Origin of the sequence: Opitutus sp. (assembly GCA_024998815.1) — a bacterium.
Lineage (GTDB): Bacteria > Verrucomicrobiota > Verrucomicrobiia > Opitutales > Opitutaceae > Rariglobus.
On record JACEUQ010000002.1, the window covers coordinates 589021 to 602815 of the forward strand.

General features: G+C 63.2%; 7 protein-coding genes and 1 pseudogene. 6 read left to right on the plus strand and 2 right to left on the minus strand.

Features of this window, described 5'->3' with window-relative positions:
* Positions 1–78: 78 nt before the first annotated feature.
* The 5 genes and pseudogenes from H2170_10330 to H2170_10350 all read left to right on the plus strand — a co-directional run bounded on the left by H2170_10330 (position 79) and on the right by H2170_10350 (position 6178).
* Positions 79–1461 carry a PilT/PilU family type 4a pilus ATPase gene (locus tag H2170_10330; protein MCS6300479.1) on the plus strand — a complete coding sequence of 461 codons (1383 nt, stop codon included), beginning with the start codon at positions 79–81 and terminating at the stop codon, positions 1459–1461.
* Positions 1462–1482: 21 nt separating this feature from the next.
* Complete coding sequence (locus tag H2170_10335) at positions 1483–2553, plus strand: PilT/PilU family type 4a pilus ATPase (GenBank protein ID MCS6300480.1); 1071 nt, start codon at positions 1483–1485, stop codon at positions 2551–2553.
* Positions 2554–2641: 88 nt separating this feature from the next.
* Positions 2642–2899, plus strand: coding sequence for a hypothetical protein (locus H2170_10340; protein MCS6300481.1), 258 nt, complete (start codon positions 2642–2644; stop codon positions 2897–2899).
* A 145-nt stretch (positions 2900–3044) separates the two neighbouring features.
* Positions 3045–4268 (plus strand): annotated as a pseudogene (locus tag H2170_10345) (AMP-binding protein).
* Between the two features lie 773 nt (positions 4269–5041).
* The gene (locus tag H2170_10350; protein MCS6300482.1) at positions 5042–6178 is read left to right on the plus strand and encodes an NAD-dependent epimerase/dehydratase family protein; all 1137 of its coding nucleotides are present in this window, start codon (positions 5042–5044) and stop codon (positions 6176–6178) included.
* 345 nt (positions 6179–6523) lie between these two features.
* On the opposite strand, the gene ltrA is transcribed toward H2170_10350, so the two are convergent.
* On the minus strand, positions 6524–8224 hold the full coding sequence (gene ltrA / locus H2170_10355; GenBank protein MCS6300483.1) for a group II intron reverse transcriptase/maturase: 1701 nt from the start codon (positions 8222–8224) through the stop codon (positions 6524–6526).
* 676 nt (positions 8225–8900) lie between these two features.
* Entirely contained in the window at positions 8901–10118 is a 1218-nt protein-coding gene (locus tag H2170_10360) for a hypothetical protein (protein MCS6300484.1), read from the minus strand.
* Positions 10119–10451: 333 nt separating this feature from the next.
* Between H2170_10360 and H2170_10365 the strand changes: the two genes are divergently transcribed.
* Positions 10452–13658, plus strand: a complete 3207-nt coding sequence (locus H2170_10365; GenBank protein ID MCS6300485.1) for a DUF748 domain-containing protein — start codon at positions 10452–10454, stop codon at positions 13656–13658.
* The last annotated feature ends 137 nt before the right edge of the window (positions 13659–13795 follow it).

Below are 13795 nucleotides of genomic sequence, written 5' to 3' on the forward strand. Positions count from 1 at the left end.
CGAACACCCCCGGTGCGCACATTTAGTCTTCCCAACTGAGCGCACTTGGTTTCGCTCACCACTCATTCTCTACCCCCTATGAATAAAGAAGTCCCCTGGTTGGCGCTCTTCTGCGTGCACGAAAACCTCCTCGACGCTCAACTGGCCGCCCAGTTGGTCGCCTCGACGCCCCCCGGCTCCGACGGCCAGGCGTTCGCCCAGGCCGCTCTGGCCAAAGGCCATATCACCGATCGTGCGACCCTCACCGGCCTCGTCGCCAAGGCCAAGATCGTCGCCTCCTCAGGGGCCGACGCCCCTCCGCTTCCGGTTCCCGCCCCGAACGGTCCCGCTCCAGTCACCGCCAAATTGGGCAACATGGATTTCAGCCGCGTCGACACGCTCTCCGAGCTCGAACTCAAGGCGTTCATGAACGAGTTGCTCAAGACCGCGCAGGCCGTCGGTGCCAGCGACCTGCATCTCTCCGCCGGCACCGCGCCCTACATCCGCAGCATGCGCGCGCTCCAATATCTCGATACCACGCCGCTCTCCGCCGAACAGGCCCGTAAACTCAACACCTGCCTGCTGTCTGCCGCGCACCAGCAGATTTTCGCCACCCGCAACGACTTTGACTATGCCTTCGCCATGGACGGCGGACGCCGCATCCGCGTCAACGTCATGCAGCACAAGCAGGGCACCAAGGGCACCTACCGCATCGTCCCCGAGCGCCTTCGCAGTCTAGCCGAGCTCGGGTTCCCCAACCCCGCCGTCATCCAAAAGCTCCTCAGTTACCACAACGGTCTGATCCTGGTGACCGGCCCGGTGGGCTCCGGCAAGACCACCACGCTCAACTCCCTCATCAACGAGATCAACCAGACCCGCGACGACCACATCATCACCGTCGAGGACCCCATCGAGTTCCTGCACACCAGCCAAGGTTGCAATATCACGCAGCGCCAAGTCGGCCAACACACCGCGACCTTCGGCAGCGCCTTGCGCAGCGCACTGCGCGAAGACCCCGACATCATCGTCATTGGTGAATTGCGCGACTTGGCCACCATCGAAATGGCCATCTCCGCCTCCGAAACCGGCCACTTGGTGATCGGCACCATGCACACCAGCGATGCCACCACCACGCTCAACCGCCTTCTCGACGCCTTCCCCCCCAGCCAGCAGCCGCAGATCCGCGCGATGGTCGCACAGAGTTTGCGCGGGGTCATCTGCCAGCGCCTGCTGCCCGGTCGCGCCAGCGGCCTGGTCCTCGCCTGTGAGATCTTAATTAACAACACCGCCGTCTCCGCCATGGTGCGCGACGCCAAGACCCAGGGCATCCCCAGCGTCATCGAGACCAACCGCCGCGAGGGCATGATCGCCATGGACAACGCCGTACTCGCCCTCTGGCAGGAGAAAAAAATCTCTGACCAGACCGCCGCCGATAACATCATCAACCGCCTCGTCCGCCAGCAGATCCCCGGCGCCCGCTAACCCCCAAAGCCCCCCCTACCCATGCACGCGATCGACAAAATGCTCAGCGCCATGCACGCGCTCAAAGGCTCCGACCTCCACCTGATGATCGGCCAGCCGCCCCGCGCCCGCGCCTCCGGCTCGCTCGTCACACTCGACCAGTTCCCCTCCATCACTGCCGAACAAATGGAGTCCATCCTGCGCGAAATCTGCCCGCCGGCCCGCTGGAAACATTACCTCGAACACAACGACCTCGACTTCGCCTACGAGGTCCCAGGCCAGTGCCGCTACCGCGTCAATTACCTACAAAACGCCTGGGGCATGGCCGCCGTGTTGCGCCAGATTCCCACACGAATCCTCAGTTTCGACGAGCTGGCCCTGCCTGCCTCGCTCAAAAAAATGTGCGCCCTGCGCGAGGGCCTGGTACTCGTCACCGGCCCGACCGGTAGCGGTAAATCCACTACGCTGGCCGCGCTCATCGACCACATCAACAGCACCTCACGGCGCAACATCATCACCGTCGAGGACCCCATCGAGTTCGTCCATCAGAACAAGGAGTCCATCGTCATCCACCGCGAGGTCGGCGACCACACCGAAAGTTTTGCCGACGCCCTCAAAGGCGCCATGCGTGCCGACCCCGATGTCATCCTCGTCGGCGAGTTGCGGCAGACCGAGGTCATGCGCCTTGCCTTGGGCTGCGCCTCGATGGGCATGCTCGTGTTCGCGACCCTGCACACCAACAACGCCCCCAAGACGATCGACCGTATCATCGACGCCTTTCCAGCCGACGAACAGAACCAGATCCGCGTGCTGTTGGCGGGCTGTTTACGCGGCATTGTCTCGCAGTTGCTGTGCAAAAAGATCGCCGGCGGCCGTGTCGCCGCTCACGAAATCCTACTGCCCCACGACGCGCTCGGCGGCACCATTCGCAGCGGCAACATCGCGGCGATTCGCAACATCATCGAAGGCGCCCGCGCCGAAGGCATGGTCTCGATGGACAACACGCTTCGTGAGCTCGTCGAATCCGGAAAAATCAGTGCTCGCGAAGCCTACATGAAGGCGACCGACAAAACCCTGTTCGATAAACTGCTCGCCGCCGAGACCTCAGCGTAGGACTGGGCGGATTCACGGCCCCCTAAGACCCGCCCAATTCCTAGGCTTGCCAAACCCCTGATCACTCCACAACTTGCACGCCACCCCTATGAAATCGAAGACCCTTCTTGTCCTCGCGATTTGCGCCGTTGCAGCCTCCCTGACTTCGGGATGCTCCACGCAAAAGACCCGCACCGGCCGTAACAACAGCTTCCTCGGAGGCCTGTTCGTCTACAACACCGGCAGCTACCAACCGGTCACGCCCAACACCATCGACATCGACGGAACCCAGTTCCTAGGGCGCGTCAACCCCTCCGGTACCCAGGTGTCCGCTCTCTGGGGCGCCGTCACCCTGCACGACTACTGAGCCGACCGTTCAGTCCCGAACTTCCCGACCCCGCGTCCGGCCCTGCGCCACGCGGGGTTTTTCTTTGCCTCTGCCCGCCGATGCGTGAGGTTTTCCCGAACTCGTGCTTCCGGATAACGCCAACATCGCCCGCCACCTCGCCCTCATGGCCGAGCGGCAACCCACCGTCGCCGCGCTAAAAGTTCCGCGTGGCCGCACCCGCACTGGCGACATCGACTACCTCACGCTATCCTTCAGCGAACTCGCCGCCGAAGTCGCCTCTTGGCAGGCCGATCTGACCACCCGTGGCGTGCGCCCCGCCGACCGCGTTCTGGTAATGGTGCGCCCCGGATTGCCGCTGATAGCCGCGGCCTTCGCCCTGTTCAGCCTCGGCGCGGTGCCCATCGTGATCGACCCCGGCATGGGCCTGACAAGTTTTCTCGCCTGCGTCGCCCGCTCGCAACCGCGCGTTCTACTTGGCATCCCACTGGCGCGCGTCATCAGCCGGATTTACCGCAAAACCTTCAGCAGCGTCCAAATCCGCGTGCCCGCCAGCGGCTCCGCGACCGCCCGTAAAACTAGCGCCGGCTTCCTGTCTGCATCGGGGCAAAGTAGCGCAGACTTCCAGTCTGCTCCGCTCCCAACCAGCAGGCTGGAAGCCTGCGCTACGCTCCAAACCGATCTGGCCGCCATTCTGTTCACCTCCGGTTCGACCGGCGCGCCCAAGGGCGTGTGTTACACCCACGGCATGTTCGACGCCCAGGTGGAACTGATCCGCGCCACCTACGACATCCGCCCCGGCGAAATCGACCTGCCGCTGCTGCCGCTGTTCGCGCTGTTTAACCCCGCTCTCGGCATGACCACCGTGGTACCCGAGATCGACCCCAGCCGCCCGGCCACCGTCGACCCGCGTAAAATTATCCAGGCTATCCGCCAAGAGGGCGTCACCAGCTCGTTCGGCTCGCCCACGCTGTGGCGCAAAATTGCCGTCCACTGCCAGACCCACCACGTCGAATTGCCCACGCTGAAACGCGTGCTTTGCGCCGGCGCACCCGTGCCGCCGGACCTTTGGGATTTGATGACTCCAGTGTTGCCCCACGGCACACTGCACAGCCCGTACGGCGCGACCGAGGCGCTGCCCGTGAGCTCGATCAGCGCGGCTGAAGTCCACGCCGGCACGGCTGCGGCTACCGCACGCGGGGCGGGCACCTGTGTCGGCCGGCCCTTGGCAGCCAACCAAGTTAAAATCATCGCTCTAACCGACGTGCCCCTCGCCACGCTCGGCGATACCCGCGAACTACCCGCCGGCCAGATCGGTGAAATCATCGTGCGCGGCCCGACCGTCACCCAGACCTACGACGGCCTGCCGGAGGCCACCGCCGCCGCGAAGATCGGAGTCGGACACCGTGGAAATCCCATTGGGCAAATCCCAAAGGCCGGACCCGATGAAGGCGAAATCCCCAATGGCCAAACTCCAAATCCCATTGGGCAAATCCCAAATGCAATTGGGCAAAACCCAAATCCCGACTACGCGGCAGCAGCGATTAAACCCCAAATCCCAAATGCCGATCCCGATGGCGGCGGAATTCCCAAAGGGATAAAACCAACTACCAACTACACGGGCGTCGATGCCACCGGTGCTGCCGCAGCCGTCGGGATTTGTGATTTGGAATTTGGGATTTGCGCCCCGGTCGCCGGGGTTTTGCCGGCGTCGGCGGCGGTTGCCGCCGACGCCGGCTGGCACCGGATGGGCGATCTCGGTTATCTGGATGCCGAAGGCCGCCTCTGGTTTTGCGGACGCAAAGCCGAGCGCGTTGAAACGCCGGAAGGCCCGCTCTACACCGAGCAAATCGAGCCCCTGTTCAACGCCCACGCCAAAGTTCGCCGCTGCGCCCTTATCGGGATAGGTGAACGAGGCCGGCAGCGCGCCGCGCTGGTGGTTGAGCCCGACGACTGGTCGCAAGCCGAGACGAGCGATGAGTGCCGCCCCTTCGCCCGCGAACTGCGCTTGCTCGCCAAGACCCACCCGCACACCGCGGGAATTAAGACCTTCTATTTCTTAAAAAAAATGCCGGTGGATGTGAGGCACAATGCCAAGATCCACCGCCTCTCCCTGGCCCGCTGGGCGTTGACCGCCAAAGGCTACGAATCCGACCCCAAGCGATGAGCCCCCCAGCCCGCAACACCGCCACCCACCCGACCGCTCATTCCTCCTCCGCCCTGCCCCCGGCCGCGTCTCCACCCCAGTGTCACCTATTAGGTGACACTTCCCCTTCGCTTACCGCACCCGTGCTGGTCACTGGAGGCACCGGTTTTTTGGGGCGTCGACTGGTCGAACGCCTGCTGGCGCAGGGCCGCCCGGTGGTCGTTCTCGGGCGCACCCCCGCCCCCGACTTGGAGCGGCGCGGCGTGCGCTTCGTGCGCGCCAGCCTCGACGACGCGGCGGCGGTTAGCGCCGCCTGCCGGGGCATCGGCACGGTTTTTCACGTGGCCGCCAAAGTCGGCGTGTGGGGACGCTACGATGATTTTTTCCGCGCCAACGTGCTGGGCACCCGCGCCCTGCTCGCCGGCTGCCGTGAACACGGGGTGAAGCGCTTCGTGCACACCAGCACCCCCAGCGTGGTCTTTAACGGCAAAAACCTCGCCGGCGCCGACGAATCGCTACCGCTCACCACCGCCTGCCCCAGCCCGTATCCATTAACCAAAGCCATCGCCGAACGCGAAGTGTTGGCGGCCCACTCGCCCGGGCTGAGCACGGTGGCGCTGCGTCCGCACCTGATCTGGGGCGTAGGCGATCCCCACCTGGTGCCGCGCATTCTGGCGCGCGCACGCGCAGGCCGGCTTCGCATCGTCGGCAACGGCCAAAACCGCATGGACATGGTCCACGTCGAAAACGCCGTCGACGCCCACCTCGCCGCCGAATCCGCCCTCGCGGCGCAGTGTCACCTATTAGGTGACACTCGGGCCGCGGCGGCTGGAGGGAGGGCGTATTTTATTACCAACGATGAGCCGGTGGTGCTGTGGGACTGGATCAACGGCTTGCTTAGCGCGCTTGGCGAGCCGCCCATCACGCGGTGCGTTTCGCTGGGGGCGGCGTCGGCGGTGGGGGCGTTATGCGAGGCGGCTTGGCGGGTGCTGCCTTTAAAGGGCGAACCCCCGATGACGCGCTTCATCGCCGCCGAATTGGCCAAAGACCACTGGTTTTCCATCGCGGCCGCGCGGCGCGACCTCGGTTATGTGCCGCGCATCAGCATGGCCGCCGGCACCGCCGAATTGGTGGCCGCGCTGAGAGCGCAATAGCACTGACCCGACAGCCGCTAAAGGCTCCACAAGAGTTGCGCAGACTTCCAGTCTGCTCATTAAAAATGCAGGCTAGAAGCCTGCGCCTGGAGTTTGGCCCCTGACTAGTCGAACGCAGATCAGCCGAATCCTTGAGCTCACGCTCAAGGCCACATGATTCGCGAACACACTCCTTGTGCCCTTGAGCGTGAGCTCAAGGTCTGGAGTTTGGCCGTTTAGTAGAGTAGAGAGAGCCGCGCGTCGGTAACCCGTCAGCGCGACCCTCCCCCTCGTCAAACCGTGCAAGCGGTTTTCCCGCACACGGCTTACCGAGTCCCCATTCTTTCGGTTTGGTTTCAGCGGAGTTCATTGCTTCCAAGCCGCCGTAAGCGGCCAGTGCCATAGTTTGTATTGACCATGCAAACGGTCGTCGGTGAAGAACTCGAAGAGTCCGTGGGTGCGGCTATACTTTCGCCACAGCCACCGCCGCAACCGGTTGCGCACAAAAGCCTGCTGGTTACTAAACACGTGCGTGCTGTTGCCGTAATGAAACGCCGTCGCCCAACCGCGAGTGATTTGGTTGACCTTGCGGACCACCGCCACCGCCGGTTGGTTGCGCGTTCGCACATCTAGCTCCATCCGCACTTTGTCGCGTAACTTGGCCAGACTTTTCGCACTGGGTTCCACGTGCGGATACCTTCGTTTGCTCTTCATGCCTTGCCGCCATGCGACGGAAAAACCGAGGAACTCAAAGCCTTCCTTTCGTGTATCCACCAGTCGGGTTTTCTCTTCGTTGAGCTTTAACTTACGTGCCTCCAGCCACCGTTTCAGTCGCGTTTGCAGCCCCGCCCCTTGACCCGGTTTGCACAGGATCAGGAGGTCGTCGGCGTAACGCACCATCGTCGGCTTTTGTTCGCACTTCTCATTCACCGCATGATCGAGGTCGTTGAGGTAGAGGTTCGCCAGCAGAGGCGATATAACTCCGCCTTGTGGCGTGCCACACCGGTTCGCGCTCACCTTGCGGCACCCCGTGTCCCGGTCCTCTTCCACGATGGGTGCGCGCAGCCACGTTTTTATTAAACGCAACACGCTCCCATCGCTCACCCGTTTGGCCACCAATTGCAGGAGTTCGCGGTGCGGGATCATATCGAAGTAGCTCGATAAATCCGCGTCCACCACCTCCACCTTTCCGCTCAGCATGGCTTCCTTGACCTTATCCATCGCCTGATGGGTCCGACGTTTCGGCCGGTAGGCGTAGGAATGGTCATGGAAGTCCGCCTCTAGGATTGGCTGCAACACGATCACCGCCGCGCTTTGCACCACCCGGTCTTTCACCGTAGGGATGCCCAGCGCACGACGTTTGGTCCTGGCCTGATCCTTCCATATATAGACGCGCAGGACCGGACTGGGTCGGTAGGTTTTCGTTCGCATTTCCTCCGCCAGCGCAAGCAGCCATGCCGCCCGATAGGCTTCGTTCTTTGCGAGCGTTTCCACCTCGAACCCGTCCACTCCCGGCACGCCGTCATTGGCGATCACCTGATCGAGCGCATCCGACAGAATGTCCTGCCGATACAGCTCTCCATACAAACTATAGAACCGCCAATGCGGCTCCGCTTTTGCTTTCCGATATAGCACACGTTGCAGCTTCCGAACCTTCGGTGACGTTTTTATCCAGAGTTCATCACCCCAGCCATCGTCGGGTCCTTTGCCGCTCTGTGATGCGTGGGAACAAGTGCCCTCCCTTCGCTCCCCGGCGGTTTTAATGTCCGCTAGATCATCACTACTATGGAGGTCTCCGACTCCTGCCACGGCCCGTCCGGCCTTACGAGGTTTTGCCGCGCTTGTGCCGGTGGTTGAGGCATCGCAAGACGCCCCACCGCCGCAGGTCTCACCACTTAACCTAACGACCTTTCCCACCCCGCCGCCCCCGCTGACTCCGCCGACGTGTTGATCGGAAATCAACGATTTAGGTCCTACGTCTTTGCGAGACTGCCTTTTCCGATCCTTGCAGGCTTCACCGTTCAGGTAGCGGCTGGACTCGTCGGTTGTTTCGGTAACGGAGCTCATTGGATGGGGTTCACCTTCGTTGCGGCTGACTGGTTCGGGCACACGGTCGTGCTTTCCGGCGAGGCCTCGCGGCCTGCATCCGTGACCGGGCCCTTCGACCGCGAATCGTTAAATTCGGCCGAACAGACTTTCACTGTTATGGTTGTTAGTTTCATGGTCGCACACCCGAACTCCGAAGTTCAAACCAACCACAGATTACACAGATTACACAGATACAATCCCTTAGGAGGTAAACGGACTCAGCTTGATCCCTTTTTTTTCATCCTGTCTTCAAATTCAGTAACACTCTGTTATCTGTGCTCATCTGTGAATTCCGTGGTTAAAACTTCGGCGTTCGGGTTTAACTCGTGCCAAGAACCATACAGGTGCTGCGCATCATGTATGGCGATCTGAGCTGATCACTCCGGAGAGTTTCGCAGACTTCGCAACAGCCACCCTCACGTCCACGAACGCATCGAAACCCATGCCGTTGCTACCTGCGGTACGCTTCTACCTTAGCTGGGGGGGGATCTCAACTCGTTTTGGGGCCAAACTCCAGCAGCCTTGAACTCACGTTCAAGGCCACCCCACTTAAGGAAACACTCCCCCGTGAGAACACACTCCCGGTGGCCTTGAGCGTGAGCTCAAGGTGTTTCCCCAAAGACATCCGCTGCCCCACGAACCGATTTCATTAAGCTTAACTTGAACGCGAATTCATAGGGTGAGCCGCTAGAGTTGCGTTCACCACCGGCAGGTCAGCCACCGCGCCAGCCCGCGCCTCGCGCTGCGCCGGCACCCACAGCAGCCCCGCCACCGCCAGCAGCAACGGCCGCCGCAGCCGCCGGCCCCTGTGCCGGATCGTCAGCAGACCCGTCACCACGGCGCACGCGGCGAGCACAAAGCCCACCGGCAAGCGGTTAAGCTCCTGAGCCATGCCGATGCCCAAGGCTGACCCCAGCCCGCCTGCGATGGTCAGCAGCACCGCGACCAGCCACGCCCGCCCGCCTCGCGCCGCATAATACACCAACGCCACCGCACAGGCCGAAACGCCCGCTGTATAGAGCACCTCCACACCCACGAACGGGCGCATCCGTTCGTCGAGCAGCAGGCACGACCCGGCCAGCGCCGCCCAGCCCGCCAGCACCACCCGCCCAAACCGCCCCCGATCCATCCACACCCCCGCGCCCACCGCCACCGCGAGGTGGATCGTCGCGTTGAGCAACAGGCGCAGGCTCCCGCCCCAGGTTTCCGCCCGCAGTACCGGCGTATGCTGGATCACGTAAAAAGCCGCCGATTCCATCCACACCAGCGCCAAAAAAATCCCGACCCAAGCGGCCATGCGCACCGGCCTGAAATCATCGTTATGGGAAACCTCCGCCTCGCCCATTCGCACCCATCGAATCGCCACGGCGGCTACGGCCATTAACACGATCGCCATTCCCGCCTGAACGAGCGGCGCGGCGCTGTGCACTCCTGGCAGGTTACACGCCGCATAGGCCAGCCCCGTGCCTACGCCCACCGCGCGCCCGAGGTGCTGCATGCCAGCCGCCGCACGCAGGCCCGCGACCAGTGTCACCGTCAGCCAGCCCACCGACAATCCGACGGCGGCCGCCGCAACCGGCGAAGCGTCCACGCACCCCGCCACCGCCGCGAGCACGCAAGCCATCGCTCCCCCGCGCAACGCCGTCTGGCACGTCACCAAGCGGAACCGCCACGCCGCCAGACCACTGCCAGCCACCCCGGCCAGCCCCAGCGCGATCATCGACACCTGTAGTTGATCGGCCCCGACATGGGCCCGCAGAAGCTCCCAAAAAGCGAACTGCGCAAAAATCAAAAAGTAGCCGCAGGTGCCGGCTATGAGCGTAACGACGGCCCAGAATTCGCGGCGGCTGGGGATGGGGTTTGCCTCAGACATCGCCCCGGCCTCCCTGGTGCGTCAACCGATGCGTCGCCCCAACCTGAGGTGGGCGGGTCCGTGTTAACGTAAAACAAATCATGCGCCTTCTTAATACGCCGCCAGCGCTCGAGGCAACGCTCATGACCAGCCCCGTGCGTGCGACCTCGGGAGCCAGTTAACCGCTGTGGGGTCTAAAGCGTTCACGTTCTCGAAAGTCCACTCGTGCGCCCACTCGTCATTCCGCTCGTCCCCCGCCAACGCTCGTTGTGCTCGTCTCGATCATGTTTTCGTTTCCTCGGCCTCGCCTAGGGTGGCGCTCTCTGCTTCATCACTCCCGTTAAACTATTCTCCATGTCCTTGCCCAAGCCTGCCTCCGCCATCGTTTCCGCCAAAAAATCGCGCCTACGCCCCCGCCTGCGCCGCGCAGCGATCGCACTTGGCGTGGTGATCGGCCTCGTGTTGTTCACCTTTTTCGGCCTGCCGCCCATCATCCGCGCCCAGGCCGTCAAACACCTCTCCGCCGCGCTCCACCGCGAAGTCACCATCGAGCGCATTCGCCTCAATCCCTTCACCCTCTCGGTTGCCGTCGAGGGCTTGCAGATAAAGGACCGCGACGGCGCGCCGTTTACCGCATGGAAACGCCTGTTCGTTGATTTCGACGGCTTTTCGCTCTTCGGCAGCGAGTGGCATTTTGAGGAAATCACCCTCGACGGTTTCTCTCAGCGCGTGGCCATCGCCAAGGACGGTTCATTCAACTTTGCCGACCTGATCCCGCCCGCAGCCGAACCCGTTGCCGCCGCACCCGCCGCCGCCACCAAACCGCCCCGCCCCCTGCGTATCAGCCAACTCAACGTGTCGGCCGCCGCTTTGGCGTTCACCGATGCCAGCCGCGCCCGCCCCTTCGCAACCGCAGTCGGCCCGCTCAGTTTCACCCTGCAAAACTTCGTCACCGCCGGTCACCCCAAGGCCCCGTATGCGTTTAGCGCTTCCACCGAAGCCGGCGAAACCTTCGCCTGGAAAGGCACCCTCTCCATCGACCCCGTGCGCTCCACCGGCGAGTTCAGCGTCGGCCAGCTTTCCCTCAAAAAATACGCACCCTACTACGCCGAACTCATCAATGCCGATCTGCTCGACGGCGTGCTCGATGTCAGCGGCCGCTACGTTTTCGATCTGACCGAAGGCGCGCGCCAACTCGCACTCTCCAAGGGCGCCATAAAACTCTCGCGCTTCCAACTCGCAGCGCGCGGGGCAACCACGCCGCTCATCGATCTGCCCTCGTTTGCCATCGAGGGGCTCAACGCCGATGGCCTCAAGCCGTCCGCCACCATCGCCCGCATCGCTCTCATTGGCGGCCATATCGCCGTGGTGCGCGAAACCAACGGCTCCATTAACTTGCTCAACCTGCTCGCCGCTTCCGCGCCCCTTCCCGCTGCAACGACGACCACTCCTGCCGCAGCCACAGCCTCCATTCCCGCCACGCCCACAGCGCTGCCCGACGTCAAACTCGGCGAGTTATCCCTCTCCGGCATGGCCATCGATATCGAAGACCGCATTCCGTCCTCCCCCGCCAAAAACGGCCTCAGCCGACTCGATATCTCGGTTAAAAACTTCTCGTTGTCCGAGGCCGCAGCACCCGTTCAGGTAAAATTCTCCGCGCTCACCGTGCAGGGCGGGGTGATCGACGTCGCAGGTTCGGCGGTGCGCGAACCGCTGGCCGCCGACCTCGCTCTAAAAATCACCGCGCTGCCCCTTGCTGCGGCCACGCCCTATATCGAGCCGATGCTCAACTTACGTATCGCCGGCGGCACACTCTCCGTCGAGGGCAATGCCCGTCTCAACGGCACCGTCGCCACGTTCAAGGGCGATGTGGCGGTGGACAAATTCGCCACCGTCGATGGTGCGCAGGGCGAGGACTTCGTCACCTTTAACCAGTTCGCCATTCTGGGGATCGACGCCACGTCGTCGCCGCTCGCCGCCCACATCCGCGAAATTTTACTCGATACCCCCTCCGCCCGTTTGGTGATCAACGCCGACAAAACCACCAACCTCGCCAGTATCCTGCGCCGCGAAACCGCCCCGGCCTCCGCACCCGATGCGGTGCCCGCCGCGACTCAACCTGGGGTCGCCGTATCGCCTACCGCCGCAGCGCCAACTACGCCGCACGCCGCGCCGACCACCGCCACCCCGGCCGAGGCCGGCCCGGTCTGGTCGCTCGCCAAGTTCACCTTGAAAAACGGCTCGGTCACCGTGGCCGATCGCTCGATCAAGCCCTCGGCCCGCCTCTCGCTCGACCATTTCTCCGGCACCATCTCCGGACTGTCTTCGGTCGACCTTCAACGTGCCGACGTCGACATCCGCGGTCAGATCAACAACACCGGCTCGGTCGCCTTCACCGGAAAACTTGACGCCAAGGCGGCCACGCTCGCCCCCGGCGCGCTGACCGAATTGTTCATCGACGTGAAGCACGTCGACCTGTCGCCGATTTCCCCCTACGTCGGCACCTATGCTGGTTACGAGTTGGCGCGCAGCGGACTGACCGTCGACGTGAAGGCCCGCCTGACCCAGCGTACGATCACCAGCAGCAACGTGGTCACGCTTAACCAGTTCACCTTTGGCCCGGCGACGCAAAGCCCGGAGGCAACCAGCCTGCCTGTGCGCCTCGGCGTGGCGCTGCTCAAGGACATCGACGGCAACATCATTATCGATCTGCCGATCCAGGGCAGCCTCGACGACCCCGAGTTCAAAATCGGCCGCGTGGTGCTGCGTGTGATCGTGAACCTCCTGATGAAAGCGGCGACCTCACCGTTCTCGCTTATCGGAGCGGCGTTCGGCGGCGGCGGCGACGAATTGGCCTATCAGGATTTTTCTCCGGGTGCCGCCCTGCCGCTCGAAGCCGAGCTCAAGAAAACCGACACGCTGCGCAAGGCCCTCAAAGGACGTCCCGCGCTCAACCTTGATATCACCGGCAGCTACGACGCCACCGCCGACCTCGCGGCCGTTCGCGAACAGCGGCTCAACCAACAGGTGCGTTTTCGTCTCTGGGAGGAGTTGCGCGTCAAAAACCCGCAAACTCCGCCGCCCGCCGAAATCGTGGTTTCGCCGGAAGATGAAGCGCGGATCATCGGCCTGTTCCTCACTGAACGCGCCGCCACGACGCCCCAGCTCGCCGCAACCGCGACCCCGGCAACAGAAATTCCCGCCGTAAAATCGCCGGTGCCCGTCAAGGCGAAGGCCGCCCGTGTGGTTCCCTATGATCGAGACCAAGCCAGGGTGCGCAAACCCAGTCCCACCCCCGTCAAAACGATCGTGCTCGCTCCATCCACAGGGGCCGCCACCGCACCGGGGGCAACCGCTGCACCGACCCTGGCCGAGGCACGCCTTGCGCTCGCCGCCGCCATTCCGGTGTCCGACGACGACCTGCGCCAACTCGCCGAAAGCCGCGCGCAACAGGTCCGCGACGCCCTTTTAGTTGGAGGCGAGATCGACGCCGGCCGCCTGTTCCTGAGCCCGCCCGCCCCCGAAGGCAAAGGCGCGAAGGTGTTCCTGCAACTGCGGTAACCCGGATCAACGTCCAACCCACCGCAGTTGACCTTCGTCATTGGACCCTCGTCATTGGACCCTCGTCATTGGACCTTCGTCATTGGTCATTGAACCTTGGACATTGGTCATTGGTCATTGGTCATTGGTCATTGGTC